This is a genomic window from Kocuria sp. BT304 (assembly GCF_003290245.1).
GTDB lineage: Bacteria > Actinomycetota > Actinomycetes > Actinomycetales > Micrococcaceae > Kocuria > Kocuria rhizophila_A.
Window position 1 is genome coordinate 1762175 of sequence record NZ_CP030039.1, and the last position, 25623, is coordinate 1787797.

The 25623-nt window shown below is 72.0% G+C and carries 23 protein-coding genes, 2 tRNA genes, 1 other RNA gene and 1 pseudogene; 11 read left to right on the plus strand and 16 right to left on the minus strand.

Annotation, left to right across the window (positions count from 1 at the left end; translation table 11 throughout):
• Positions 1-37: 37 nt before the first annotated feature.
• Entirely contained in the window at positions 38-1045 is a 1008-nt protein-coding gene (lipA, locus tag DNL27_RS07800; RefSeq protein WP_012398514.1) for a lipoyl synthase, read from the plus strand.
• A 199-nt stretch (positions 1046-1244) separates the two neighbouring features.
• Complete coding sequence (locus DNL27_RS07805) at positions 1245-1994, plus strand: DUF4191 domain-containing protein (protein ID WP_112235199.1); 750 nt, start codon at positions 1245-1247, stop codon at positions 1992-1994.
• A 186-nt stretch (positions 1995-2180) separates the two neighbouring features.
• Here DNL27_RS07805 and DNL27_RS07810 read toward each other — a convergent pair whose 3' ends face one another.
• A complete protein-coding gene (locus DNL27_RS07810) occupies positions 2181-2627 on the minus strand; it encodes an RDD family protein (protein WP_112235200.1) in 447 nt (148 codons plus the stop codon).
• 224 nt (positions 2628-2851) lie between these two features.
• Between DNL27_RS07810 and glnA the strand changes: the two genes are divergently transcribed.
• Positions 2852-4276, plus strand: coding sequence for a type I glutamate--ammonia ligase (glnA, locus tag DNL27_RS07815; protein ID WP_012398517.1), 1425 nt, complete (start codon positions 2852-2854; stop codon positions 4274-4276).
• A 192-nt stretch (positions 4277-4468) separates the two neighbouring features.
• On the opposite strand, the gene mptB is transcribed toward glnA, so the two are convergent.
• A complete protein-coding gene (gene mptB / locus DNL27_RS07820) occupies positions 4469-6046 on the minus strand; it encodes a polyprenol phosphomannose-dependent alpha 1,6 mannosyltransferase MptB (protein ID WP_112235201.1) in 1578 nt (525 codons plus the stop codon).
• Positions 6047-6218: 172 nt separating this feature from the next.
• On the opposite strand from mptB, the gene orn reads away from it, so the two are divergent.
• Together orn and DNL27_RS07830 are read left to right on the plus strand one after the other, a co-directional pair.
• On the plus strand, positions 6219-6842 hold the full coding sequence (gene orn, locus DNL27_RS07825) for an oligoribonuclease (RefSeq protein WP_226905871.1): 624 nt from the start codon (positions 6219-6221) through the stop codon (positions 6840-6842).
• Positions 6843-6995: 153 nt separating this feature from the next.
• A tRNA-His gene (locus DNL27_RS07830) sits at positions 6996-7071 on the plus strand.
• Positions 7072-7259: 188 nt separating this feature from the next.
• On the opposite strand, the gene DNL27_RS07835 is transcribed toward DNL27_RS07830, so the two are convergent.
• The 7 genes from DNL27_RS07835 to DNL27_RS07865 form a co-directional block, all read right to left on the minus strand.
• Positions 7260-8444 carry a zinc-dependent alcohol dehydrogenase gene (locus tag DNL27_RS07835; RefSeq protein WP_112235202.1) on the minus strand — a complete coding sequence of 395 codons (1185 nt, stop codon included), beginning with the start codon at positions 8442-8444 and terminating at the stop codon, positions 7260-7262.
• An 88-nt stretch (positions 8445-8532) separates the two neighbouring features.
• The gene (locus DNL27_RS07840; RefSeq protein WP_112235203.1) at positions 8533-9441 is read right to left on the minus strand and encodes an SDR family oxidoreductase; all 909 of its coding nucleotides are present in this window, start codon (positions 9439-9441) and stop codon (positions 8533-8535) included.
• A 113-nt stretch (positions 9442-9554) separates the two neighbouring features.
• Entirely contained in the window at positions 9555-10208 is a 654-nt protein-coding gene (locus DNL27_RS07845) for a response regulator transcription factor (RefSeq protein WP_112235796.1), read from the minus strand.
• A 21-nt stretch (positions 10209-10229) separates the two neighbouring features.
• Positions 10230-11060, minus strand: a complete 831-nt coding sequence (locus tag DNL27_RS07850) for a galactosyltransferase-related protein (RefSeq protein WP_239494291.1) — start codon at positions 11058-11060, stop codon at positions 10230-10232.
• An 11-nt stretch (positions 11061-11071) separates the two neighbouring features.
• Positions 11072-12253: a glycosyltransferase gene (locus DNL27_RS07855; RefSeq protein WP_112235205.1), complete on the minus strand. Its 1182-nt coding sequence runs from the start codon at positions 12251-12253 to the stop codon at positions 11072-11074.
• The gene (locus DNL27_RS07860) at positions 12250-13311 is read right to left on the minus strand and encodes a glycosyltransferase (RefSeq protein WP_012398525.1); all 1062 of its coding nucleotides are present in this window, start codon (positions 13309-13311) and stop codon (positions 12250-12252) included. Before DNL27_RS07860 ends, DNL27_RS07855 begins: the two co-directional genes overlap by 4 nt.
• Positions 13308-14387: a hypothetical protein gene (locus tag DNL27_RS07865; protein WP_012398526.1), complete on the minus strand. Its 1080-nt coding sequence runs from the start codon at positions 14385-14387 to the stop codon at positions 13308-13310. The genes DNL27_RS07860 and DNL27_RS07865 overlap by 4 nt, the downstream gene beginning before the upstream one ends.
• Before the next feature lie 244 nt (positions 14388-14631).
• Here DNL27_RS07865 and def point away from each other — a divergent pair, with 244 nt between their 5' ends.
• Complete coding sequence (gene def, locus DNL27_RS07870) at positions 14632-15201, plus strand: peptide deformylase (protein ID WP_058955989.1); 570 nt, start codon at positions 14632-14634, stop codon at positions 15199-15201.
• 139 nt (positions 15202-15340) lie between these two features.
• On the opposite strand, the gene DNL27_RS07875 is transcribed toward def, so the two are convergent.
• The 4 genes from DNL27_RS07875 to DNL27_RS07890 all read right to left on the minus strand — a co-directional run bounded on the left by DNL27_RS07875 (position 15341) and on the right by DNL27_RS07890 (position 18484).
• Positions 15341-16117: a YaaA family protein gene (locus DNL27_RS07875; protein ID WP_112235206.1), complete on the minus strand. Its 777-nt coding sequence runs from the start codon at positions 16115-16117 to the stop codon at positions 15341-15343.
• Positions 16118-16177: 60 nt separating this feature from the next.
• An RNA gene (gene rnpB, locus DNL27_RS07880) (RNase P RNA component class A) lies at positions 16178-16556 on the minus strand.
• A gap of 122 nt (positions 16557-16678) precedes the next feature.
• Positions 16679-17407, minus strand: a complete 729-nt coding sequence (locus tag DNL27_RS07885; RefSeq protein WP_012398529.1) for a zinc ribbon domain-containing protein — start codon at positions 17405-17407, stop codon at positions 16679-16681.
• A gap of 195 nt (positions 17408-17602) precedes the next feature.
• The gene (locus DNL27_RS07890) at positions 17603-18484 is read right to left on the minus strand and encodes a Nif3-like dinuclear metal center hexameric protein (RefSeq protein WP_204360285.1); all 882 of its coding nucleotides are present in this window, start codon (positions 18482-18484) and stop codon (positions 17603-17605) included.
• A 71-nt stretch (positions 18485-18555) separates the two neighbouring features.
• Here DNL27_RS07890 and msrA point away from each other — a divergent pair, with 71 nt between their 5' ends.
• The 3 genes from msrA to epsC all read left to right on the plus strand — a co-directional run bounded on the left by msrA (position 18556) and on the right by epsC (position 20899).
• Positions 18556-19095, plus strand: a complete 540-nt coding sequence (msrA, locus tag DNL27_RS07895; RefSeq protein ID WP_041297375.1) for a peptide-methionine (S)-S-oxide reductase MsrA — start codon at positions 18556-18558, stop codon at positions 19093-19095.
• A 99-nt stretch (positions 19096-19194) separates the two neighbouring features.
• Entirely contained in the window at positions 19195-20130 is a 936-nt protein-coding gene (cysK, locus tag DNL27_RS07900; protein ID WP_112235207.1) for a cysteine synthase A, read from the plus strand.
• Between the two features lie 184 nt (positions 20131-20314).
• Positions 20315-20899, plus strand: coding sequence for a serine O-acetyltransferase EpsC (gene epsC, locus DNL27_RS07905; RefSeq protein WP_012398533.1), 585 nt, complete (start codon positions 20315-20317; stop codon positions 20897-20899).
• Between the two features lie 222 nt (positions 20900-21121).
• Here the strand turns inward: epsC and gndA are convergent, their stop codons facing one another.
• Positions 21122-22579 (minus strand): NADP-dependent phosphogluconate dehydrogenase, encoded by a 1458-nt coding sequence (gene gndA / locus DNL27_RS07910; protein ID WP_012398534.1) that lies wholly within the window; start codon positions 22577-22579, stop codon positions 21122-21124.
• 375 nt (positions 22580-22954) lie between these two features.
• On the opposite strand from gndA, the gene DNL27_RS07915 reads away from it, so the two are divergent.
• Both DNL27_RS07915 and DNL27_RS07920 read left to right on the plus strand, forming a co-directional pair.
• Positions 22955-23027 (plus strand) — tRNA-Val (locus tag DNL27_RS07915).
• A 347-nt stretch (positions 23028-23374) separates the two neighbouring features.
• Positions 23375-23932, plus strand: a complete 558-nt coding sequence (locus DNL27_RS07920; RefSeq protein WP_112235208.1) for a hypothetical protein — start codon at positions 23375-23377, stop codon at positions 23930-23932.
• Between the two features lie 70 nt (positions 23933-24002).
• Here DNL27_RS07920 and DNL27_RS07925 read toward each other — a convergent pair whose 3' ends face one another.
• On the minus strand, positions 24003-24644 hold the full coding sequence (locus DNL27_RS07925; protein ID WP_239494293.1) for an N-acetyltransferase: 642 nt from the start codon (positions 24642-24644) through the stop codon (positions 24003-24005).
• Positions 24645-25161: 517 nt separating this feature from the next.
• A pseudogene (gene nrdR, locus DNL27_RS07930) lies at positions 25162-25620 on the minus strand (transcriptional regulator NrdR); the annotation flags it as partial.
• Positions 25621-25623: the final 3 nt, after the last annotated feature.

The window sequence follows — 25623 nt, forward strand, 5'->3', positions numbered from 1 at the left end:
GCCCGGGCCACGCCCGCACCACCAGCGAGGAGTACTCATGACCATCGCACCCGAAGGCCGCAAGCTGCTGCGCGTCGAGGCACGCAATGCCGAGGTGCCCATCGAGAAGAAGCCGTCGTGGTTGAAGAACACGGCCAAGATGGGCCCCCAGTTCACGGAGCTCAAGTCCATGGCCCGCGGCCGCGGTCTGCACACGGTGTGCGAGGAGGCCGGCTGCCCCAACATCTACGAGTGCTGGGAGGACCGCGAGGCCACGTTCCTCATCGGCGGTGACACCTGCACCCGACGCTGCGACTTCTGCGACATCGCCACGGGCAAGCCCGGCATGGTGGACGTGGCCGAGCCGCGCAAGGTCGCCGAGTCCGTGCGCGACCTCGGGCTGCGCTACGCGACCGTCACGTCCGTGGCCCGCGACGACCTCGCGGACGGCGGGGCCTGGCTCAACGCCGAGACCATCCGCGCGATCCACGCCATGAACCCGAGCACGGGCGTGGAGATCCTGATCCCGGACTTCAAGGGCCAGCCGGACGCCGTTCAGCAGGTCATCGACGCGCAGCCCGAGGTCTTCGCGCACAACCTGGAGACCGTGCCGCGCATCTTCAAGCAGATCCGCCCCGCCTTCGCGTACGAGCGCTCCCTGGACGTGCTCACGCAGGGCAAGGAGCACGGCATGATCGTGAAGTCCAACCTGATCCTGGGCATGGGCGAGACCGACGACGAGGTCTACGAGGCCCTGTGCGACCTCCACGACGCCGGGTGCGACATCATCACGCTCACGCAGTACCTGCGCCCGGGGCCCACGTTCCATCCCATCGACCGCTGGGTGAAGCCCGAGACGTTCGTGGAGCTGTCCAAGGCCGCCGAGGAGATCGGCTTCCTGGGCGTCATGGCCGGGCCCATGGTCCGTTCCAGCTACCGCGCCGGCAAGCTGTGGGCGCGCGCCATGAAGAAGATGGGCCGGGAGATCCCCGAGCACCTCTCGCACATTGACGACTCCGGCTCCGCGACCCAGGAGGCCTCCTCCCTGCTGGCCCGCCTGGGCTGAGGCCCACCCGCCGCCATCCGACGACGCCGCCCGGTTCCGGGCGGCGTCGTCGCGTCCCGGGCGGGGCGCGCCCCGGGAGTCGACCGCGGTGCGGACGCGTGTGCCCCGCCCCGGGACGCGCCCCCGCGCGTCGAGCGGCGCCCGCGCGGCAGCGGATAGAATGACCGCGATCCCCTACCAGCTACTGCGAGGAACCACCGTGTCACCAGCCACCTCCACCAAGGCCAAGGCCGCCGAGCGCGACCGCAAGCGTGAGGAGAAGCGCCAGCGCAAGGCGGCCAAGGGCCCCGGCGTCTTCGCGCAGATGAAGCAGGTCTTCCAGATGACCCGCGAGAGCGAGCCGAACATCCTGTGGTGGATGATCCTGCTGGGCCTCGCGGTGCTGCTGGTGTTCCTGCTGATCGGCGTGGCCCTGGGCAACTGGGTCACGTGGCTGCTGATCGGCATTCCGTTCGCGGTGCTCGCCGCGGTGATCCTGCTCTCCCGCAGGGCGGAGCGGGCGGCGTTCACCCGCATCGAGGGCCAGCCCGGTGCCGCCGGTGCCGCGCTGTCCACGCTCAAGCGCGGCTGGATCGTCGAGGAGGAGCCGGCCGCCATGGACCCCAAGTCCAAGGACCTGCTCTTCCGTGCCGTGGGCCGGCCCGGCGTCGTGTTCATCACCGAGGGCCCCGTGAACCGCGTGGAGAAGCTCGTCAAGAAGGAGCGCCGCCGCATCGGACCCGTGATCACCAACGTGCCGATCCACGTGATCAAGTCCGGCAACGGCGAGGGCCAGGTGCCGCTGAACAAGCTCGCCAAGACCCTGCGCGGGCTGGACAACAAGCTCACCAAGCAGGAGGTGCAGGTGGTGCACCGCCGCATGAACACCCTGCAGAACCGCCTGCCCATCCCCAAGGGCGTGGATCCCACCCGCGCCCGCCCGGACCGGAAGTCCATGCGCGGCCGCTGACGCGACCTGGAGGATCCTTTCCCTCCCAGCGGCCCCTGCGGCGTGGGGCACCCGGGTGAGCGCCCCGTGAGAATTCAGGGCCGCTGAGCCAGCCCAGCGACGTCGTCACGTCCGCGGGCGGACCCGCGCCCGGAGGCGCGGAGCGCAGAGTGCCGTGCTCGGGGCGGGGGGATCAGGGCACGGGGTTCAGCGCACGCGCACGAGGATGGTGCCCAGGGCGCGGTCGTGGAGGCCGCGGTGGTCCTCGTCCACCACGAGCGGCGGGACCACCAGACAGATCAGCAGCGACCGGACGGCCGCTCTGCCGAAACCGGCGGGGCGGCCGTCCATCGTCTGCACCTGCAGGCCCATGATCCAGTGCCCGGGGGTGCGGCCGAAGAAGCCCACCATGAGCGCGCTGAGCACGAAGAACACGAGCAGGTTCATCAGCCCGGACCCGTTCCAGCGGCTCAGGAACGCCGAGGCGAGCGCGAGGGCGAGCAGCCAGTCGAGCACGAGGGCCACCACGCGCGGCGCGAAGCGGGCGACGGAGCCGGGGCCCTGCGCGGGACGCCTGAGCCGACGCCCGGGGTAGGGGCTGCCGGAGCCCGGTGCGCCGTCGAGCCACGAGCCCATGTCCTGGCGAGAAATCATGGCCCCCAGCCTATCCGCCGCGGCGGGGGCCCCGCGCACGCTCGCTAGACTGGGCCGCGTACTGACCGGTCGGCGGCTCCCCCGGGCGTTACACGGTGGAAACACGGGTGACACCGAGGGGCAACGCCAGGTTCTTACGCTGGACACCAGAACCGGACGGCAGCGGCACCCCGCACGGGTCCCGCCACGCCGATCGGACGCCCACAGAGAAGGAGAACAGGTCCATGTTCCAATCAGCCGAAGAAGTCCTGGCGTACCTCAAGGACGAAGAGGTGGTGTTCGTCGATCTGCGCTTCACGGACATGCCCGGGGTGCAGCAGCACTTCAACCTGCCGGCCAAGGCGGTGGATGAGGATTTCTTCACGGACGGCCAGCTCTTCGACGGGTCCTCGATCCGCGGCTTCCAGGGCATCGCCGAGTCCGACATGCAGCTGATCCCGGACCCCCAGTCCGCGTTCGTGGATCCCTTCCGGGTCGAGAAGACCCTGGTGGTCACGTGCTCGATCGTCAACCCCCGCACCGGTGAGCCCTACCATCGCGATCCCCGCGGCGTGGCCGAGCGCGCCGAGGCCTACCTGGCCTCCACCGGCATCGCGGACACCGCCAACTTCGCCTCCGAGGCCGAGTTCTTCGTGTTCGACGACGCCCGCTTCCAGGTGCGCCCCGAGTCCACCTTCTACAAGCTGGACTCCGAGGAGGCCCCGTGGAACAGCGGCCGCAAGGAGGAGGGCGGCAACCTCGCCAACAAGACCGCCGTGAAGGGCGGGTACTTCCCGGTCTCGCCCGTGGACAAGCAGGCGGACCTGCGTGACGCCATGTGCGTGGCCCTGGACGACGTGGGCCTCGAGGTGGAGCGCTCCCACCACGAGGTGGGCGCCTCCGGCCAGGCGGAGATCAACTACACGTTCTCCACCCTCACGGCGGCGGCGGACGACCTGCTGAAGTTCAAGTACGTGATCAAGAACACCGCGGACGCGTTCGGCAAGACCGTCACGTTCATGCCCAAGCCCGTGTTCAACGACAACGGCTCCGGCATGCACTGCCACCAGTCCCTGTGGAAGGGCGGGGAGCCGCTGTTCTACGACGAGAAGGGCTACGCGGGCCTCTCGGACGTGGCCCGCTGGTACATCGGCGGTCTGCTCGAGCACTCCTCCGCCGTGCTGGCGTTCACCAACCCCACGGTGAACTCCTACCGCCGCCTGGTGAAGGGCTTCGAGGCCCCCGTGAACATGGTGTACTCGCAGGGCAACCGCTCCGCGGGTATCCGGATCCCGATCACGGGCACCAACCCCAAGGCCAAGCGCCTGGAGTTCCGCGCCCCGGATCCCTCCTGCAACCCGTACCTCGCATTCGCCGCGCAGCTGATGGCCGGGCTGGACGGCATCCGCAACCGCATCGAGCCCGCGGACCCGGTGGACAAGGACCTCTACGAGCTGCCCCCGGAGGAGGCCAAGGACATCAAGAAGGCCCCGGGCACCCTGGAGGAGGCCCTGCAGGCGCTCGAGGAGGACCACGAGTTCCTGCTCGCCGGTGACGTGTTCACCGAGGACCTCATCGAGTCCTGGATCGAGTACAAGCGCGAGTTCGAGCTCAAGCCGCTCTCGCTCGTGCCCCACCCCCTGGAGTTCGAGCTCTACTACGGCGTGTGAGACCCACCCGCTGCACCGGCGGCGGCCCCGCTCCCCTTTGACGGGAGCGGGGCCGCCGCCGTTCGCGGTGCCTCCCGCCACCGCCGGTGCGGTGGGCGCGCGGGGCGGGAGGGCGACGTCGCTCGGCGGGTGCGCCGCAGCCGACCCGCCGCGCCCGGTGAGCGGGTGCCGCAGCACCGCAGCGGGACGGGTCTAGAGCACCACCGCGCGCGGGACCGGGTCTGCCCGTCGGATGCGCCGGGTGGCGGGGTCCAGCGCCCAGAGGTAGACCCCGAAGGTGAAGGCCACGAGGGCGGAGATCACGCGCGCGGCGATCAGGTTCAGGTCCAGGTACGGGAACACGTCCAGCTGGTCCGCCACGGCGTACACCGTGAAGAAGCCCGTGACGAAGAACAGCACGTCCGTGTGCCAGTCCGGGCGGATGCCCGTGATGGCGAACAGCGGGATGAGCCACACCACGTACCACGCCTGGATGATCGGGGCGAGCAGCACGAAGCCGGCCATGGACCATGCGAGTCGCCGCATGATGGTGCCGTCCCGTCCCACGAACATCAGCACCACGACCGTCCCGGCCGCGAGCAGCGTGCCCAGCGAGTGCACGGCGTCCATCCACGCGGAGCCGTCCAGGCCCCACGAGTCCCCCACGAGCTGCGCGAACAGGCCCAGCAGTCCGATGGGCGCGTACCAGATGTAGACGGTCCCGGGGGTGGACACCGCCGAGACCCACCCGAAGCCGAAGCCGCTCACGAGTCCCATGATCCCCAGCAGCACCACGGCGTACGCGAGCGTCAGGGCCCACACCACGAACCTGCGGGGCCACGAGGCGTTCCTCCCGGCCCAGAGCAGTCCGATGAACGGCAGGAACACGAGGGTGATGGGCTTGATGGCCACGGACAGGGTCACCAGCGTGGTGCCGATCAGTCCGCCCCTCCAGTTGCGCTGCACGGCCGCGGCGTAGGTGCCCAGCAGGGCGAGCGCGAGCATGATGGCGTCGTTGTGCGCGGCGATCACGAAGTTGGTGAGCAGCAGCGGGTTGGCCACCGTGAGCCACAGTGCGCGGCGCGGGTTCACCCCGTGCAGCCGGGCCAGCCGCGGGACCACCCACATGCACGCGAGCACGGCGAGCACGCACATGGCGCGGAACAGCAGCACGGCCACGTCCGGGTTGCCGCCCGAGAGGGTCACCACGAGCTGCTCGAGCCACAGGAACACCGGCCCGTACGGCGGCGGGGACTCGGCCCACAGCTGGTCCGCGCCGAGCTGGAAGAAATTGTCGATGGAGGAGACCCCGGACTCGTAGGGGTTCAGCCCGCTGGCCATCACCCGCCCCTGGCCGATGTACGAGTACACGTCCCGGCTGAACAGCGGGATGCTCACGAGCATGGGCCCGGACCACGCGGCAATCGCCGACAGCACCCAGCGCGCGCTCTGCGGGCCCCACGGGTGCAGCTTCTGCCCGAGCCGCAGCCACTGGCGCACCAGCAGCATGGCTCCCAGGGCCAGCAGCACGATCGAGACCACCACGCCGATGGTCTCGAAGCGCATCCACATCACCAGGGGGTTTCGGCGCAGCCCCGAGATGCTCGCGAGCCACCCCACCCCCAGGGATCCGAGGAACAGCATCGCGGAGCCGAGGGTGCCCGCCGCCACCGTGCGCCACAGGGAGCGCGACGCCGCCGTGCCCCCGGCCGCGGCCCTGGTGCTCCCGGGCGGGGTCCCGGTGCGTCCGAGCAGCGCGAGGACGCGCCGCGTCCCGGACGTGGTGCGCACAGGTGGCCTCCCGAAGACGTGCGTGCCGGCGCGGGCGTACCCGTGCGGCGTCGTGCCACGGGCGCTGGGGGCGCGCCGGGGCTGGTCGGGCCCGATCCTACCGCGCCCGGTGGAGCGCACGCCGGTGGCCGCGCGGGGTCCGTGACGGTGCCGACGCGATAGATTGGGGGACGTGACGACTGGTAACCGGAGAATTGTGTGGATCGACTGCGAGATGACGGGGCTGTCCCTGTCCGAGGACGCGCTCATCGAGGTCGCGGCGCTCGTGACCGACGACGAGCTCAACGTGCTCGGCAGCGGCGTGGACGTGGTGATCAAGCCCCCGCAGCAGGCCCTCGAGCAGATGAACGACTTCGTGCGCACCATGCACGAGAACTCCGGGCTGCTGCCCGAGCTCGAGCGCGGCATGGACATGGCCCAGGCCCAGGCCATGGTGCTCGACTACATCCGCGAGTGGGTTCCGGACGCCGGCAAGGCTCCCCTGGGCGGGAACTCCGTGGGCACGGACAAGACCTTCCTCACCCGTGACATGCCGGAGCTGGTGGATCACCTGCACTATCGCGTGATCGACGTGTCCACCATCAAGGAGCTCGCCCGCCGGTGGTACCCCCGTGCCTACTTCCAGGCCCCGGAGAAGACCGGCAACCACCGTGCGCTGGGGGACATCGAGGACTCCATCGACGAGCTGCGCTACTACCGCCACATCCTGTTCCCCGCGGACCCGGGGCCCACCTCGGACGACGCCCGGAAGGTGGCCGCCCTCATCAAGGCCTCCCCCACCGGGTCGGGGCGCTGACAGCCGCCCCAGGGTGAGACATCCGGCGCGGCCCCTGGAGCACCGATACGGGTTGCGGGGCGCCGGTCCCCCGATGCGCGATTCCGCCCCCGGTTGCGCTATAGTGGTCGTCGTTGCCCGGCGGGACCGAACGGTTCCGTCACGGGTTCCATGGTGGGCGTAGCTCAGTCGGCAGAGCGCCTGGTTGTGGTCCAGGAGGTCGCGGGTTCAACCCCCGTCGCTCACCCCAGTCAACACAGAACGCGGCACCCCGTGCGGGGTGCCGCGTTCTGCATGTCCGAGCCCAACACCCCGTTGCCGCAGACCCGCCCGGGCCCGGTGCCGCCGCAGGCCCCGGGTGCCGCGGTGCTCGTGGTGCGGCCACGAGAACGGCCGGCAACCCCGCGGGGTGACCGGCCGTCGTCGTGCGCGGTGGGGCTACGGCTTGAGGACCACCTTGATGCAGCCGTCCTTCTTCTCCTGGAACATCTTGTACGCCTCCGGCGCCTCGTCCAGGGACACGTGGTGCGTGGCCAGGGACTCCAGCCCCAGGACGTCCTCGGGCCGGCTGGCGATCTCCAGCAGCTCGTCCGTCCAGTGGCGCACGTGGCACTGGCCCATGCGCATGGTGATGCCCTTGTCGAACATCTCCATCATGGGCATGGGATCCGCCATTCCCCCGTACACGCCGGACAGGGACACGGTGCCCGCACGGCGCACGCTGTGGATGGCCGTGTGCAGCGCGTCCAGTCGGTCGATGCCCGCGGTCTCGATGGCCTTGCGGCCCAGTGCCTTGGGCAGGCGGGCGGCACCGGCGACGACCTTCTCGGCGATCGGGTTGCCGTGGGCCTCCATGCCCACGGCGTCCAGGACACCGTCCGGGCCGCGGCCGTCGGTCATGTCCTTGAGGGTGTCCGAGACGTCGTCGACCTCGCGCAGGTCCACCGTCTCCGCACCCCAGCTCTTGGCCAGCGCCAGGCGCTCGTCCACGAGGTCCACGGCGATGACGCGCTTGACGCCCTGCAGGGCTGCGGAGCGCACCGCCAGCTGCCCCACGGGACCGAGGCCCAGCACCGCGAGGGTGTCCTCCTCTCCCACGTTCGCGTACTTCACGCCCTGCCACGCGGTGGGCAGGATGTCGCTGAGGTAGAGGAAGCGCTCGTCCTCGAAGTCCTGGGGCAGCTTCACGGGGCCGAAGTCCGCGTGCGGCACGCGCACCATCTCGGCCTGCCCGCCGGGCACCGAGCCGTAGAGGGAGGAGAAGCCGAACAGGGCTGCGCCGGTGCCCATCTCACGGATCTGCGTGGCCTCGCACGCCGCGAACAGCCCGCGGTCGCACATCCAGCAGTGGCCGCACGCGATCACGAACGGCACCACCACGCGGTCCCCGGGACGCAGGCTGGAGACCCCGGAACCGACCTCCTCCACGACGCCCATGAACTCGTGGCCCAGCACGTAGTCCTTCTGCAGGTACGGGGCCAGCACCCCGTAGAGGTGCAGGTCCGAGCCGCAGATGGCCGTGGAGGTCACCCGCACGATCGCATCGGTGGGGTCCTGCAGGACGGGGTCGGGAACGTTCTCGACCCGGACGTCGCCGAGTCCTTGCCATGTCAGTGCTCGCATGGTGCCAGTCAACCACCAACGCCGTGAAATGACACCACCCCTGCGGGGGCGGTTGCGGCTCCGCAGGGGTGGTACTGGTGCGCGGGTCTCAGAAGACGGGCTTGCCGCCGGTCACACCGATCACCGTGCCCGAGACGTAGGAGGCCTCCGCCGGGCTCGCGAGGAACACGAACGCCCCGGCCAGTTCGGAGGGCTGGCCAGCGCGGCCCAGCGGGGTGTCCCCGCCGAACGCGGGCATGCCCTCCCCGGCCTTGGTGGCGGGCTGCAGGGGGGTCCAGATGGGCCCGGGCGCCACCGCGTTGACGCGGATGCCCTCCTCCCCCAGCTCACTGGCCAGGTTGACCGTGAAGTTGTTGATCGCGGCCTTGGTGGAGGCGTAGTCGATCAGGTTCTCGGAGGGGTCGTAGGCCTGGATGGAGCTCACGTTGATGATCGAGGAGCCCTCCTTCAGGTACGACAGCGCCTGCTGGGAGACCCAGAACAGCGCGTAGAGGTTGGTCTTGAAGACCCGGTCCATCTCCTCGGACTTCAGCCCCTGCAGCCCGCCCTCGCGGCGCGCCCACTGGAACCCCGCGTTGTTGACGAGGATGTCGAGCCCGCCCAGCTCCTTCGCGGCCTGGTCCACGACGCCGCGTGCCTGGGACTCCTCGCGCAGGTCGGCAGGGAGCAGGACCGCCTTGCGTCCGGCCTTCTCGATCCACTGCCGGGTGTCCTCGGCGTCCGACGTCTCCTCGGGGAGGTAGTTGATGGCCACGTCCGCGCCCTCGCGGGCGAACGCGATGGCCACGGCGCGGCCGATCCCGGAGTCACCGCCGGTCACGAGGGCCTTGAGACCGTCCAGTCGCCCGCGTCCCACCCAGGTCTGCTCGCCGTGGTCCGGCAGCGGGTTCATGTCCGTGGTCAGCCCCGGAGGGGTCTGCTCCTGCTCGGGGAAGCCGCCGTCCTCGCCGGCGAGCTGCTGGGCCTTCTTCTGTGCTGCGTACTCGTCTTCGCTCATGCGCCCATTGTGCCCCGGGCCGGCGGAACTCGTCACCCACCTGCACGGGCGGGACGGCCGCACCCGCGATCGGCCCAGCGGGGGCCGAGCCGCCCGCCGGGGCGCGGGGTGGCTCACGCGGAGAGGACCCGCCGCTGCTGGCCCGAGGGGTCCATCCCGTGCTGCACGCCCCACAGGACGGCCTGGCTGCGCCGTTCGACGCCCATCTTGCGGTAGGCGGAGCGGATGTAGGACTTCACGGAGTTGATGCTGAGGTAGCAGTTGCGGGCGATCTCGTCATTGGTGAAGCCCTGGGTGATGAGCGCGATCACCTCGGCCTCGCGCGCTGAGAGACCGGTCCGGCGGCCGGGCCAGTCCGGCGGGGTGACGTCCTCGCGCACGGGCTCCGGCTCCACCACGCGCTCGCCCTCGTGCACGCGCACCAGGGCGTCGCCGAGGTCCTGCGCGCTGAGCTCCTTGGACAGGAACCCGTCCATGCCCATGGCCAGGGCCTCGTCCACACGCTGCGCGCTGACGTTCCAGGTGTACATGACCACCCTGCGGAAGCGGGCCTCCCCCAGCAGCCGCATCACGTCCCGCGTGCCGCGCCCGGTGGCCGCGAAGGCGTCGTAGAGCACCACGTCCACGTCCTGCTCCGGCAGCAGACCGGAGTCCAGCTCCACCACGTCGAGCCGGGGGTGGCGGCGCAGCATGTGCGCCACGCCCTCGACCACCACCGGGTAGTCGTTGATCAGGGCCAGGGAGATGTCAGGACGTTCGGAACTCACCACACGAGCATAATAGTAAGCTCACGCACTATCGCCCGAATCCCGGGCGGTCTCGCGCCAGCGTCCGCCCTCCCGCACGATGAGCCCGCGGGAGGCGAACTCCCGCAACCAGCCCTCCATGGGCTCGAAGCCCCAGGTGTACTGGAACAGGGCCGCATTGCGGACGATGGCGGAGACGTGCTGCACGGGCGGGGACTGCGTGGGGTGGTACTGGTGGTACGCCGTGGCTCCCCCGAGCCACCACAGCGTTCCCCCGGCGGCCGCCAGCCGCTGACCGAAGTCCGTGTCCTCTCCGCCGTAGCCCACGTAGCGCTCGTCGAAGCCACCGGCGAGGTCCCACGTGCTGACCGTGCACGCCAGGGACAGGGACCACAGCATGCGGGGGTCGGCCGCCTCGAGCGCCCCGGGCTCCGGCAGCACCCGCGCCGGGTGGTCTCGGCCCAGCCGCGCCACGGTCTGCGGGGTGTGCTCGGCCTCCGACATGCCCTCGGGCAGGTACTGCACGCGTCCGCTCACCACGGCCGGGGCGCCGTCCAGCTCCCGGAGGGCCCACGTGTAGTCGCGCACCAGGTGCTCGTGGGGCAGACAGTCCACGTCGAGCAGCACCACGGTGTCCGCGCCGAGCTCCGCGGCCCGCCGCACTCCGGCGTTGCGCGCCGCGGCCAAAGGCAGCTCCGCCGCCGGGGGCAGCTCCACGAGCTCGCTCGGCACGTCCGGGTGCTGGGCCACCACGTCCCGGATCCCGGGGTCCCCCATGCTCACGACCACGTGGGCCAGGGGTGCCTCGCTCTGCGCGGCGAGCCACTCGCGCTGACGCCGCAGGTGCGTGTGCCGGCCGCTGGCGATGGTCACGACGGCCGCGCTCACCGGACCCCACCGCTCAGCAGCTCCTCCATGGCGCGGGCCGCGCGGTGCGCCCCGTCACCGTGACGCCACCGTTCCCACCGCTCGCCGCCGAGGGTGAGGGCGCGCGCTAGCAGCCCGGGCCACTCGTGTGCCTCGGGCCAGCGCGCGAGCCCCACGCAGATCCCGGCCCGGTCCAGGGCAGCCGCGGTGGCCTCCTGCTCGTCGTGCGGGCGCGGCTGCGCGACGACCACTGCGTGAGCCTGCACCGCCGAGAGCTCGGCCACGGCGTTGTTCCCGCCGTGGGTCACCACCACGGTGGCCTCGTGCAGCTCCCGCCACAGGTCCGGTGAGGGTGCGTCCGGGGTGCGCACGGTCCAGGCCCAGCCCGGGGTCGCGGCGCGGGCGGCGTCGATCTGGGCGTCCCCCACCTCGGTGCCGCCGCGCCCCCACACGACCAGCACGCGCTCGCCGGGCACGACGCCGCTCGTCTCGCCGTCCTGCAGCGCGGGAACGACGCCGCTCGAGCCGGTTCCCTGCAGCGCGGGGGCCGCTCCGGCCGGGTCGGCGTCGGGCAGTGCGGAGACGATGCCGGCCGGGTCGGGAACGGGCGTCTCGGGAACGCCGCCGCTGGGGTCGGAGTCGCGCATCCCGGGCGTGGCCCCGGTGGGGCCGGCGTCCCGCGGCGCGGGGGCGACCGGCTCGTCGAAACGGGAGATGGCCCCGGTGAAGGTGGTCTTGCGGGTCCACGCCTCGGGCCAGTAGGGCTCCGCCGTCTCGCGGGACCACGGCGCGATCAGGGCCGTGGCGGCGTCGTAGGCGGCGCGGTGCGTGCGGTCGGTGCGGTCCCCGCGCATCGCGAGGACCACCGTGGGCACACCCATGAGCCGGGCCAGCAGGGTGACCTCGGCTGAGGTGTCCGTGACCATGAGGTCCACGTCCGAGCGCAGCCATTCGGCGATCAGGCCCAGGCGCTCGCGGTGACCGGGGTGGCCCAGCGGGGCCCAGTGCAGCACGCCGTGGGCGGTGGGGTCCACCGGGTGCTCGGTGGTGTCCTCCGGCAGCCACACCCACTCGCCCGGCCACCCCTCAGGGCGCCCGAGCGAGCTGAAGCCCACGACCGGCACGGTCAGCTCACGCGCGATCTGCGTGGCCCGGTTGCGGTGTCCGAGACCGTGGTGGTGGACGTAGTAGCCGATCACGCCCCCACCAGCTCCCGGTAGAGCTCGACGTACGCGTCCACCGTGGCGTCCAGCGAGCAGTGCTCGAGCGCGTAGCGGCGCACCCGTGCGCGGTCCATGGCCACGACCAGCGGCAGCATGGCCGCGGCCGCTGCCACCGTCTCCGCCTCGCTCGCCCCGGGCTGGGACGTGAGCCCTCCGGGGAAGCGGACGATCTCGCTCAGCCCGCCGCGGGCCACGGCGAGCACCGGGGTGCCGCACGCCATGGCCTCGGCGGCCACGAGACCGTAGGGCTCCTCCCACGCGGGGGTCACGAGGCTCGCGGCACTGTGGCCCGCGAGGTCCCGCAGCTGCCCGGTGTCCAGGTGGCCCACGTAGGTGATGCTCTCGTCGAGCAGCGGCTTGAGCCGGGTCTCGAAGTACTGCCGGTCCGCGACCGGCCCGGCGATCCGCAGCCGCCACCCGGCCTTGCTGGCGATCAGCGCGGCAATGTGCGGGGCCTTCTCCGGGACGATGCGCCCGGACCACACGAGGGTGTCCCCGCCCGGGCCGGGGCGCCACTCGTGCGGGTCCACCCCGTTGCGGATCACCCGCGCGGGGGTGATGGTGCTCCACAGCTGCGCCACGGAGTCGCTGACGGCCACGGTGTGCGCGGTGGGCGTGAGCCGCAGCGCCGGCTCCAGCCACGGCGTGGCCGGGGTGTGCAGCGTGGTCAGCAGCGGCTGTGGGATGGCACCGGACATCACGATCGGCAGGAAGTGCAGCGAGTTGTTGTGCACCACGTCGATGTCCGGCCGGGACGCGAACGCCCGCATCACCTGCAGGTAGGAGAACGTCTCCCGCACCTGCGCCTCGGGCGGCATGGAGACGTCGTTGCGGGCCTCGTCGGAGAGCACGAGCGGTTCCACGTCCAGCTCCTCGATCCCCAGCTGGGGGTCGGAACCGGGCGCCGCGAAGACCACCACGTCGATGCCCCTCGCCCGCAGCCCGCGGGCCAGGTGCCACGTGAAGGACTCCAGACCCCCGGAGAACGGCGGGATGATGGGGAACCGGTCGTGCGCCAGCAGGGCGACCTTCATGCGGCACCCCCCGAGCTGTCTACGAGCGCGGCCACCGCGCGGTGGTAGACCTCCGCGTGGGAGGCGGCGATACGGCGTCGTTGTGCGCGGCGCTGCAAGGCGTCCGCCTGCCACGGGGGCTGCCCCGGCAGGCTCGCGAGGGCGGCCTCCACCTGGTCCTCACGGGGAGCGCCGGAGGGGTCCCAGTCGAAGGCGAGCACGCCGGGATGCTGCCGGTGGTAGAAACCGGTCCGCGGGGCGAGCACCCGGGTGCCGAGGTCGTGGCACAGCTCGAGCCACCCGGAGTGGCTGCCGAAGCGGTAGGGCAGCACGGAGAGGTCCAGACCGCGCAGGTGGTCCCACAGCTGCTCGTCCGTGTAGATCCCGTGCACCTCCACCCGGGTGCTGGGGGTGCGGCGGGCGGAGTCCAGCAGACGCGCCACCCGCACATCGTGGTGGCGCTCGCCCGGGGTGACCACGTCGGTGTGGGCGTCGAGCACCAGGCGGATGCGGCCGCGGGCCGCGTGCCCCAGCAGCACCTCGGCCATGGGCAGCGGCGCCATGTTGGCCCGCATGCTCTTGAAGCTCAGGCCCACGGTGGGCACCGGGCCCACGGGGTCCCGCGGCCGCCAGCGGTCCAGGGGCAGCACGTGCGGGTGCGGGACCACGGTGGCGGTGCGGTCCCAGCGGTCACGGATGACCTCGGCGGCGCCGTCCGTGAGGGTGATCAGCGCGTCCGCTCCGGGCACGAGCACGTCCAGCGCGGCGTCCTGCGCGGCGGGGTCCACCTGGTGTGGGTTGCGCAGGTCGTGGACCGTGTACACGAACGGCTTGCCCAGTGCGTGGAGGGTGTCGATGATCCGCTGCAGGGTCTCGGGCGGGGTCTGGTCGAAGCCGAAGTGCAGGTGGTACACGTCGAAGCGGTGGGCGTTGTCCCGGATCCAGGCCTCGTCGAGCATCACGAGCGGCCACCACGGGGCCCCTGGCACGGGGTGCTCGGGCGCGGGGTCCGGCAGTCGGAGCACGCCGTGGTCCTCGGCCGGGTCGCTCAGGTGCTGCACGTACGCGTGACCGTGGGGTAGGGACGCAACCCTCACTCGGTGGACCTCCTGCGGTAGGCGGATTCGGCGGCCGGTGCTGACAGCACCCGCGGGACCCCGGTTCGACCGCGCCTGCGGTCCGGGTCCGCTGCGACGCCGTGCACGCACTCCCGCACGGCCCTCCGGCGAGGATACACATCTTACTGACGGTCCCGACACGATATATTGTGCTCCGGCCGCGCGCCCCCGCTGCCCGAGCGCGCTCACCGCACCCGCCCACGACCTCCGAGGTACCTCCCGCATGAGCATCCGTCCCATCGTGATCTCCGGCCACCCCGTGCTGCACCGTCCCGCCGCGCGGGTCACGGAGTTCGACGCCGCCCTGCGCACCCTGGTCGCGGACATGCACGAGACCATGGACGCCTCCCACGGCGTGGGACTGGCGGCTCCCCAGATCGGGGTGGGGCTGCGGATCTTCACGTACCTCTACGAGAACGAGGACGGCGTCCCCCCGCGCGGCACCCTGGTCAACCCGGTGCTGACCACGGGGAAGATCTCCGAGGTGGCACCGGACCCGGACGAGGAGTCCGAGGGCTGCCTGTCCGTGCCCGGCCAGGCGTGGCCGCTCAAGCGCGCGGACTGGGTGCGGATCGCCGGCCAGGACGAGAACGGGGACCCCGTGGCGTTCGAGGCCAACGGCTGGTTCGCCCGGGTGATGCAGCACGAGTACGACCACCTGGACGGCAAGCTCTACGTGGACCGTCTCAACCCCAAGTGGAGCCGCCGTGCCCGCAAGGCCATCCGCCGCGAGGAGTGGGGCACGGACTCCACGTGGCTTCCCGGCGTGGACGAGGACCCGTTCGGCCACTGACTCCGGCATCCGGGCGGTGCTCCCGGGGACGCACCGCTGTCGGTGCACCGACACGAAGGCACCGTGGTGAACGCACCGTTGCAGCCGCGCTGTCGCGGACGCGCCGTCGCGGGGACACCGTCGCGCACGCACCCGAGGGTCACTGCGGGTCCAGCACCACGGTCAGCACCCCAGCCTTCCGGCCCGCAGGCTGCCGCAGCTCCACCTCCCAGCGGGAGGCCACGGCGTCCCGCACGCCCTCGACCGTCTCCAGCGCCGCACCTGCGGCCCGGGCCTCGCACAGCGTCCGTGCCACCAGACCGCGGGTGTGCTTGGCGTGGTGGGAGACCACCGAGCGGGTGCCGTCCGGTCTGCGCTGCTCCACGCGCACGGTGACGGTGCGCGGCGCGGGCGGGGCCCACGCGGCCGCGTAGGCCGCCGACCGGCAGTCCACGACCACCCGGTGGGCGGCGAGTGCGTCCAGCAACGGGGTGAGCCGGGGTTTCCACCACGTCCCGAGCTTGCCGGTGCCGGGCAGCGCGGCCCCCATCGACAGGCGGTACGCCGGGATCCGGTCCGTCGGACGCACCGCACCCCACAGCGCTGAGACCACCAGCACCGAGTCCTCCGCCACGCGCCGCGCGTCTGGCGGCAGCGAGCCCGCGTCCAGGGCGTCGTAGAGCACCCCGGTGTAGACCTCCAGGGCAGGTGCGGCGGGTGCGGTGCGCAGGCACCGGTTGCGGGCGACGTCGTCAGCCAGGGAGGGGCCCACCCCGAGCACGTCCAGCGCGTCCGGGCGGGCGCTCACGGCCGCGAGCTCGTCCGCGAGCCCGTCACGGGCCTCAGTGAGCTCGGGCAGCGAGAGGGAGGTGAGGTCCAGGGGCTCACCAGCGGCGGGGGCGGTCTTCGATTCGGAGGGCGGGAGCAGAATGAGCACCCCACGAGTCTAGGGACCCGCGCGCACCCGCAGTGCCGCCTTCCAGGCACGGGGGTGTGGTGGACAGGTGGGCCTGTGAGCCGGGTTCTGTGCCGCGGCCGGTTGCCCGCACCGCGGTGACGACCATCCATCTAGGCCGTGCGTTGCCGCACGGCTCGAGCAGCCTACCCGGACGCTCGGGCGAGCAGCCCTCGAACGCGCCCTGCATGGCCTTGCTCCGGACGGGGTTTACCGAGCCGCGCCGGTCACCCGGCGCGCTGGTGGTCTCTTACACCACCTTTTCACCCTGACCCGCTCGCGGCGGGCGGTCTGTTTTCTGTGGCACTGTCCTGCGGGTTTCCCCGAGTGGGTGTTACCCACCGTCCTGCTCTGCGGAGCCCGGACTTTCCTCGAGACGCCGTCGCGAACGACGACGCCGCGCGGTCGCCCGGCCCACCTGTCCGCCATGATCCTACCGCGTCCGCGCACGCCCGCCCGAGGCGCTCCCGGAGACGTCGCCGCCCGCGGCGCCTGCGGGTCCCCGGATGCGGCGTTCGCCGGTGTCCGGGTCACGGCCGCGGGTCAGAGCACGAGCATCGCCGAGCACTCCGGGCACTGCGGGACGGTGGCTTCCGGGGTGGCCTCCAGCGCCGCGGCGTCCGCGGGGCTCAGCCGGGTGCCGCACGCCCCGCACGTCCCGTGCTCCCAGCGGGCGACGGCGATCCGGCCCCCTCCGCGCGCGGTGCGCAGACTGTCGTAGCGATCCAGCAGCGCGGCGTCGGCGATGCCTGAGGCCAGCCGCGAGCGCTCTGCGCCCAGGCGGGCGTGCTCCTCCTGGAGGCGCGCCAGCTCCGCGTCCCGCTCGGCCACCGCCGCGCGGGCCTCCGCGTCCGCGGACCGCAGCAGCGGCTGCTTGCGCTCCCGGTCGGCGGCGACCTCCTCGGCGTGGTCCATGGCGCCGAGCTGCTCCTCCTCCGCCCGGTCCCGCTGGGCGGTGAGCGTGTCGATCTGGTGCTGGATGCCCATCAGGTCCTTGGACGTTCCACCCGCGTTCAGCCGCTGGGTGTCCCGGTCGATCCTCGTCTGGATCTCGGTCACCGCCTGCTCGGCCTGCTGGACGGCCTCCTGCGCGCGCTGCACGGCGGCGTCCAGCTCACGGGCGGCGGCAATGGCCTGGGTGCGGCGGGTCATCAGAGCCGCCACCCTCTCGGAGGTCTGGAGCTCCTTCGCGCGGCGCAGCGTGGTGAGCAGGCGGGAGTCCACCGCCTGCAGCTCCAGCAGGGCGGTCAGGGACGTACGGGGTGAAGCCATGGGAGTCTTCCTCCGGTTCGGTGGTGACGGACGGTGCGGGGTGGACCCGGGGCGCGCGGCCGGTGACGGGGCCGGGTGGGAACGTGCTCGCGGGAGCCCGCTCCTCCCCTGCCTTCCCGGCCGAGCGGCGGTGCGCGGGCCGGCAGGGAGCGGGCCGAGCCGGGGTGTCCCGCCTGCGGGGCCGTGCCGACGGGCTCAGCCCGGTGGGGTCGGCACCGTGAAGTCCCAGGGGTCGGTGCGCAGCGCGCTCACGTGCACGTCCACCTCGAAGCCCCGTGCGGACAGGGCCCGCTGCAGGTCCTCCGCGGCCCACGGCAGCCACAGGGCCTCGCTCGCGGAGTGGGCGGCGTCGATCAGCGCGGGGGTGCCGTGCTCGCCCGGGCCCAGGGCGCGCTCCCGGGCCTCCGACGCCGGGTGGTGCCGCAGGTCCGCGGTCACGTACACGTCCGCGCCGTGGGCGCGCACGGTGTCGAACAGCGAGTCCCCCGATCCGCCGCACACCGCGACCGTGCCGATCCGCCGCCCCGGCTCCCCCGCCACGCGCAGGCCCTGCACCGCGGGTGGAATCCGCAGGGCGAGACGCTCCGCGAGCTCCGCGAGCGTCACGGGGTGCTCCAGGGTGCCCACCCGACCCAGCCCCACGCGGGGGTCCGCGGCGTCCGGGACGAGCGGTGCGGCGTCGTCGGGGTTCACACCGCACGCGGCGATCAGCGCGTCCGAGACGCCGCGGCGCGCGGCGTCGGCGTTGGTGTGGCAGCTCAGCAGGGCGCAGCCGCCCTCGACGAGGTCGTGGATCGCGCGGCCCTTGAAGCCGTCCGCGGCCACCGAGGTGACCCCGCGCAGCAGCAGGGGGTGGTGGGTCAGCAGCAGGTCCGCACCCGCGTCGACCGCCTCCGCCACCACCGAGGCCACCGGGTCCACCGCGAGGTGGATGCGCCGCACCGGCCGCTCGGGCCGGCCCACGGCGAGCCCGGACGCGTCCCAGTCCTCCTGCAGCCGGAAGGGCCACAGGCGGTCCGCGACGTCCACGACGTCCTGCAGGGTGGCAGTGGTGCTGGGCGGGTGCGCGGTGTCCATGCAGCCCATCCTAGGAGGGCCCGCAGCGGCGCGCCCGGGAATCTTCTGACGTGCCGCGCGTTGTACTGGGCATGACTTCATCCGCACCGCAGACGTTCGTGCTGGCCGGTGGCTGCTTCTGGTGCCTCGACGCCGTCTACCGCCGGACGCGCGGCGTGCAGCGGGTCCGCAGCGTGTACACCGGCGGGCACACCGCGCACCCCGACTACGAGAGCGTGTGCTCGGGCACCACCGGGCACGCCGAGGCCGTGGAGGTCACCTTCGACCCGGACGTGGTTCCCGCCGAGGTGGTCCTGGACCTGTTCTTCACGGGCCACGACCCCACCACGCTGAACCGCCAGGGCTACGACGTGGGCACGCAGTACCGCTCCGCGATGTTCCCCGCGGACGACGAGCAGCGGCGCACCTTCGAGGCCGCGATCGCCCGCGCGCAGGAGCTGTTCGAGGACCCCGTGGTCACCACGGTGGAGCCCCTGGGCCCCCTGCACGAGGCCGAGGACTTCCACCAGGACTTCTACGGCAACCAGCCGTTCAACGGATACTGCCAGGTGATCATCAACCCCAAACTGGCCAAGGTCCGCAAACATTACGCCGCGTGGCTCACGGACTGAGATCCCACGCCTCGTCGCGACTACGCTGACACGGAATCCCCGTACGGTCCGCGGCACCCGCATGCCGCGAACGCGATACCACCGAACAGGAGACACGCCATGGGCACCATCTACAACGACGTCACGGAGATCGTGGGGGGCACCCCCCTGGTCCGGCTGAACCGGCTCGACAAGGACCTCCCCGGCAACGTGGCCGTCAAGCTCGAGTTCTACAACCCCGCCAACTCCGTGAAGGACCGCATCGGCAAGGCCATCGTGGACGCGGCCGAGGCCTCCGGCCAGCTCAAGCCCGGCGGCACGATCGTGGAGGGCACCTCCGGCAACACCGGCATCGCGCTCGCCATGGTGGGTGCGGCCCGCGGCTACAAGGTCATCCTGACCATGCCGGAGACCATGTCCACCGAGCGTCGCGTCATGCTGCGCGCCTACGGCGCGGAGATCGTGCTGACCCCCGGCGCGGACGGCATGCGCGGCGCGGTGGACAAGGCCCAGGAGATCGTGGACACCACCGAGAACGCGGTGCTCGCGAGCCAGTTCGCCAACCCCGCGAACCCCCAGGTGCACTACGAGACCACGGGTCCGGAGGTCTGGGAGGACACGAACGGGCAGGTGGACGTCTTTGTGGCGGGCGTCGGCACCGGTGGCACCATCTCCGGCGTCGGGAAGTACCTGCGCGAGCAGAAGTCGGACGTGCGCCTCATCGCCGTGGAGCCCTCCGACTCCCCGCTGCTCACCGAGGGCAAGGCCGGGCCCCACAAGATCCAGGGCCTCGGCGCCAACTTCGTGCCGGACGTCCTGGACCGCGAGGTCTACGACGACGTCTACGACGTCACCGTGGAGGACTCCGTGAGGGTCGCACGCGACCTCGGCACCAAGGAGGGCATTCTCGGAGGCATCTCTTCCGGCGCCATCGTGTGGGCCGCCCTGCAGGAGGCTGCGAAGGACGAGAACCGCGACAAGCTGATCGTGGCCGTGGTCTGCGACTTCGGCGAGCGCTACATCTCCACCATCCTCTACGAGGACATCCGGGGCTGATCGCACCCACCAACGGGCATTGCGGGTGCCCGGGGCCTGCACCCTCACCGGCGCGCCCCGGGCACCCGTTCGTCACTTTCACCGCCTCCCGGCCCCGCGCCCGGCACTCGGGCGCGGCGTGCACGGCCCGCCGACCTGGGACAATGGACCGGTCTGCCGGTCCACCACCGAAGGGGAATTTCACGTGAGCTTCTGGCGCCGACTCCGCGAGGACATCGACACGGCCCGCACCCACGACCCCGCGGCGCGCTCCGCCGTGGAGATCGTGCTGAACTACTCCGGGCTGCACGCCATCTGGGCGCACCGGCTCTCCCACCGGCTGTGGCAGAAGCCCGAGCGGCGGCTGCTGGCCCGCACCGTGTCCCAGGTCGCGCGTTTCGCCACTGGAGTGGAAATCCACCCGGGGGCCACGATCGGCCGCCGCTTCTTCATCGACCATGGCATGGGGGTCGTGATCGGGGAGACGGCAGAGATCGGCGAGGACGTCATGATCTACCACGGTGTCACGCTGGGCGGCCGCTCGCTGGAGCCAGTCAAGCGCCACCCCACCATCGGGGACCGGGTCACCATCGGCGCGGGGGCCAAGATCCTCGGCCCGCTCACCGTGGGCCACGACTCCTCGGTGGGCGCCAACGCCGTGGTGGTCAAGCACGTCCCCGAGGACTCCATCGTCACGGGCATCCCCGGCAAGGTCCGCCGCAGGACACCGGAGAAGCAGGAGCCGCTCGTGGACCCGGCCACCTACATCGACCCCGCCATGTGGATCTGAGAGCTCCCCTCCCGCCACCACGACGGCGCCCGCTCCCCCTGTCGGGGAACGGGCGTCTTTTCGCTGCACGGACCCCATGGGAGCCTGGCGCCGGGACGAGACCCCGCGACGCCGTTACCCGGGGCCGTGTACCCACGACGAGAACGGGCCGGTTCCTCGTCGGAGGAACCGGCCCGCTGTCAGTGCGTCAGGGCGCCGAGCTCTGGTCTCTGAGCTGCACAATCAGGAGACGACCTCGGAACGGTCCCCGCTCCACAGCACGTGGAAGCTGGACTCGGGATCGTCGATGCGCTTGTAGGTGTGCGCGCCGAAGTAGTCGCGCAGACCCTGGGTCAGCGCGGCGTTCAGACGCGGGCGACGCAGGCCGTCGTAGTATGCGAGCGCCGAGGAGAACACCGGGGCGGGGATGCCGCGTTCCACCGCGCGGGCGACCACGCGACGCCACGCCGGCAGGGCGTCCTCAATGGAATTCACGAACTCGGGCGCGAAGAGCAGGTTCAGCGGGGCCTTGTCACCCTCGTAGGCCTTCATGATCACGTTGAGCAGATCGGCACGGATGATGCAGCCGTTGCGCCACAGGCTCGCGATCGTGGCGAGGTCCAGGGTCCAGCCGTACTCGCGTCCAGCCATGGTGAGCATGTCCAGGCCCTGGGCGTAGGCCACGAGCTTGGAGGCGTAGAGCGCCTTGCGGACGTCCTCCACGAACCCGGGGTCCTTCACGACGTCCTCCGTGGTGTCCCCGATGCCCGCGGGCAGCACCTCCTGGGCCTCCTTGCGCATCGCGGGCTCCGAGGAGGACAGCGCGCGCGCGAACACGGACTCGGCGATCGCGGTGACCGGGGAACCGAGCTCCAGGGCCTCCTGCACGGTCCAGCGCCCGGTGCCCTTCTGGCCCGCGGCGTCCGCGACGATGTCGATGAACGGTTTGCCGGTCTTCGGGTCCACCTGGCGCAGCACCTGGGCGGTGATCTCGATGAGGTAGGAGGACAGCTCGGTGGTGTTCCACCGGTCGAACACGTCCGCCTGCTCGGCCGGCTCGAGCCCGGCCACGGAGCGCAGCAGCTCGTGGGCCTCGCCGATCACCTGCATGTCCGCGTACTCGATGCCGTTGTGCACCATCTTCACGAAGTGCCCCGCGCCGTCCGTGCCGATCCACGCGCAGCACGGAGCGCCGTCGTCCGCCTTGGCGGAGATGTCCTCGAGCATGGGGCCCAGGGTCCTGTAGGACTCCTCCGAGCCGCCCGGCATGATGGACGGGCCGTTGAGCGCGCCCTCCTCACCGCCGGAGACGCCCACGCCGACGAAGTGCAGCCCGTTCTCCGCGCACTCGCGCTCACGGCGCCGGGTGTCCTGGAAGTACGAGTTGCCGCCGTCGATGATGATGTCGCCCTCGTCCAGCAGCGGCGTGAGCTGCTCAATGACCGAGTCCACGGGTGCGCCGGCCTTGACCATGATCAGCACGCGGCGTGGGCGCTCCAGAGAGTCCACGAGTTCCTGCATGGTCTCCGTGCGGATGAACTCGCCCTCGGAGCCGTGCTCCTCGATCAGGGCGTCCGTCTTCGCCACGGAACGGTTGTGCAGGGCCACGGTGTAGCCGTGGTGCGCGAAGTTGCGGGCAAGGTTGGCGCCCATCACGGCAAGGCCGGTGACACCGATATCAGCTTTGTTTTCTGCAGCCATGTCCCCAGCCTACGCACCCGCGGGGACACGGTGCAGCCGTCCCGGACACCGGGCGGCCGCGGGCACGAGAAAACCCCGGAACCTGGTGGTTCCGGGGCTGTCCGTGTCGTGGAGACCGACGGAATCGAACCGCCGTATCTGTCACGCTCGAAAGCGATCAAGCGCACCAGCGTCCCCTGGTGAACACTGCGGTCTCCCGCGTGCTGCACCGTCATTTTAACCCCCGGTGACGCTGCGGTGTCAAACCGCGGAGCCCCGGGTGAGCGCCACGTGTGCAAGCTCACCGCGCCGCCCCTGCGCGAGAACCCGACCGAACGGTAGGCTGACTCCCAATCGGGTGCTGGCAGCTGCTCCAGTCGTGCCCACCCGATCCCCGGGCCTTTAGCTCAGCTGGTAGAGCGCTACGTTTACACCGTAGATGTCGTCGGTTCGATCCCGGCAGGGCCCACCGGTGCACGCCCCGCCCGTCCTCGGACGAGCGGGGCGTGCTGCATCCTCGATGCATCTGTCCGCGGCGGGCTTCGCCGACGCCAGCCGCGTCCTCCACAGCCGGGCGCGATCCCTGTTGCCGCTCCTGCCAACCTGGCTAGCTTGAGCCCGTGGACGGATGGGAGACAATCACGACCGGGCGCCCCGGCTCGGGCCCGCCCCGCACTGCACGGGTGAGCGCCTCGGTCGGTCACCGCGGAGCAGGGCAGCCACGCGCTGGGCCGTCACGAGCCCGCGCGTGACGGACGGATCAGCGTTGGCGCACGCGGGCGGCGTCATCCCTCCGGCCTGCGCAGGACCGGTCTCGTGACCAGCCCCGCGCCCGCCCCGGTGGCTCCCTGGCGGCCGGGCCGTTCGTCGAGGAGACGTGCCCGCCCGGCATCCGTCCTGCAGCGGCTCGTGGCCTGGCTCGTGTGGCCCGTGGTCCTGGGGCTCCCGCCACTGGTCCTCGTCCTGAGGCCGGCCTTCGGACTCCACGGGCTCCTCACGCTCGTCCACCTCCTCGTCGGCGTGCCCGTGATGTGGCTCGTGGGCATGGTGCTGGCGGTTCTCGTGACGGCACGGGCCTGCCTGGTGCGGCCCTGCGCCGCGGGGGTGTGGACCACGGTCTTCCTGCCGGTCCACTGGCTGCTGCTGGTGGTCCTGGCACTGACGGTGGGCGAGGTCGAGGACACCCGCGAAACCACGACCCCCAGCGCCCTGCAGTGGTGGGGGCTCTCCGAGCAGAGGACCGGGGAGGTCGGAGAGTTCGCCGTCCTGGGCGCGTGCGCGTCCGCGCTGGCGGCCTTCGTTGCGGCGGCGGTCGAACTGGGCACGGCTCGCCGCACGCCGCCCCGGGTGCCTCCCGCGCCGCCCACGGCCTGACTCCGGCACCCGTGCCGTCGCGGCACCACGGCGCGGTGTCCCGGCCGAACCAGTGCCGCCGCGCACCTCGTCAGACGGCGGGAGGGCGCCACATGCCCACCGCGGGAACGGTGCCCCGGCACGGGACAGGACCGCGGGAGGCGAATCCGAAACGCTCGTAGTAGGGCACCAGCCGCTCGGTGGAGGCCTCGAGGTACGTCCCCGCGTGCTCCCGGTCGATCGCCACGAGGCGGTCCTCGAGCAGCCGCGTGCCGATCCCCGTTCCCTGCGCCCGGGGCAGCGTCCCCAGCGCCTTAAGGTACCAGTGCGGATCGCGCGGGTGGGCGCGCTGGGTGAGGAACTCGGTGATGAACGCATCGGCAATGCGGCCGCGGAACACGCGCGCGTAGGACAGCAGCCCCGGCAGCATCTGGGACAGGTGCACCTTGCTCTCGGGCGCCTCCCACAGGGCCACGCCCTCGGGCCGGGAGCGGTCCTCCCCCACCGCCAGGTACACGTGCCCGCCGGCCTCGAACGTCTCGTGCACGATCCGGCGCCACAGCCGCGTGAGCGAGCCGGTCACCTCGCCGCGCGGCAGCAGGCCCAGCACGTGGGCGTCACCGGCGAACGCCTCGGCCAGCGTGGCCGCGGCACCCGCGGCGTCGGAGGGGGACGCCGGCACGATCTCGACCGGCTGCGTCCCGGGGGCGGGGGTCATCTGCTTCGTCACCACGACCCGACAGTAGCAGTGCACACCCCGCGACGGGTCGCCGTCCTCCACGCTAACCTGCGACGACGCCGCCCCACGGGCCTCAGAGCAGCCGCGGCTGGGTGACGGTCTCGGCCGGCTTCCTCGTACGACGACGCCGCGGGGCCGCGGACCTGCCGCCCGCCCCCTCCGGTGCGTCATCACCCTCCGCGGCGCCGGACGCCGACCGATCGGATGTTTTCCTGCGGGACGTGCCCTTGGACCCCGGTGCAGCCCGGGGGGATGTGTCTGCGGTTCCGGCCGACGGCTCCCCAGAGCCAGCCGACGCGTTGTCGGCACCAGCTGACGCCTCGGCGGCGCTGGCTTGTGCCTCCGCGGCGCTGGTTCCTGCCTCCCCGGCGCCGACGTGTGCTTCCTCGGTGCTGTTCGCCGCCGCTGCCGTGCCGGCCGGTCCCGCGGGGGTGGCGGGCGCGTCCTTGCGGCCCGAGCGGCGTCGTGCCGGAGCGGCGGAGCGTGCGGCGGGGGGAACGAGCGTCTGCTGGCCCGCCAGCTCGGCCTGCTGGTCCCGCAGCACGTCGATGGCCCGCTCGAAGTCCTCCAGGTCCTCGAAGGCCTGGTACACGGACGCGAAGCGCAGGTACGCCACGACGTCCAGGCGGCGCAGCGGCGGCAGGATGGCCAGGCCCACGTCGTGCGCCTCCACCTCGGCGCTGCCGGACGCCCGGATGGACTCCTCGACCTCCTGCGCGAGCATCGCGAGGTCGTCCTCGCTCACGGGCCGGCCCTGGCAAGCCTTGCGCACGCCGTTGACGATCTTCTGCCGGTCGAACGGCTCGGTGACCCCGGAACGCTTGATCACGGAGATGGACGTGGTCTCCAGCGTGGAGAAGCGTCGGCCGCACTCGGTGCAGCGGCGGCGGCGACGGATGGACGTGCCGTCGTCCGAGGTGCGGGAGTCCACCACCTTGGAGTCGTTGTGGCGGCAGAACGGACAGTGCACGGC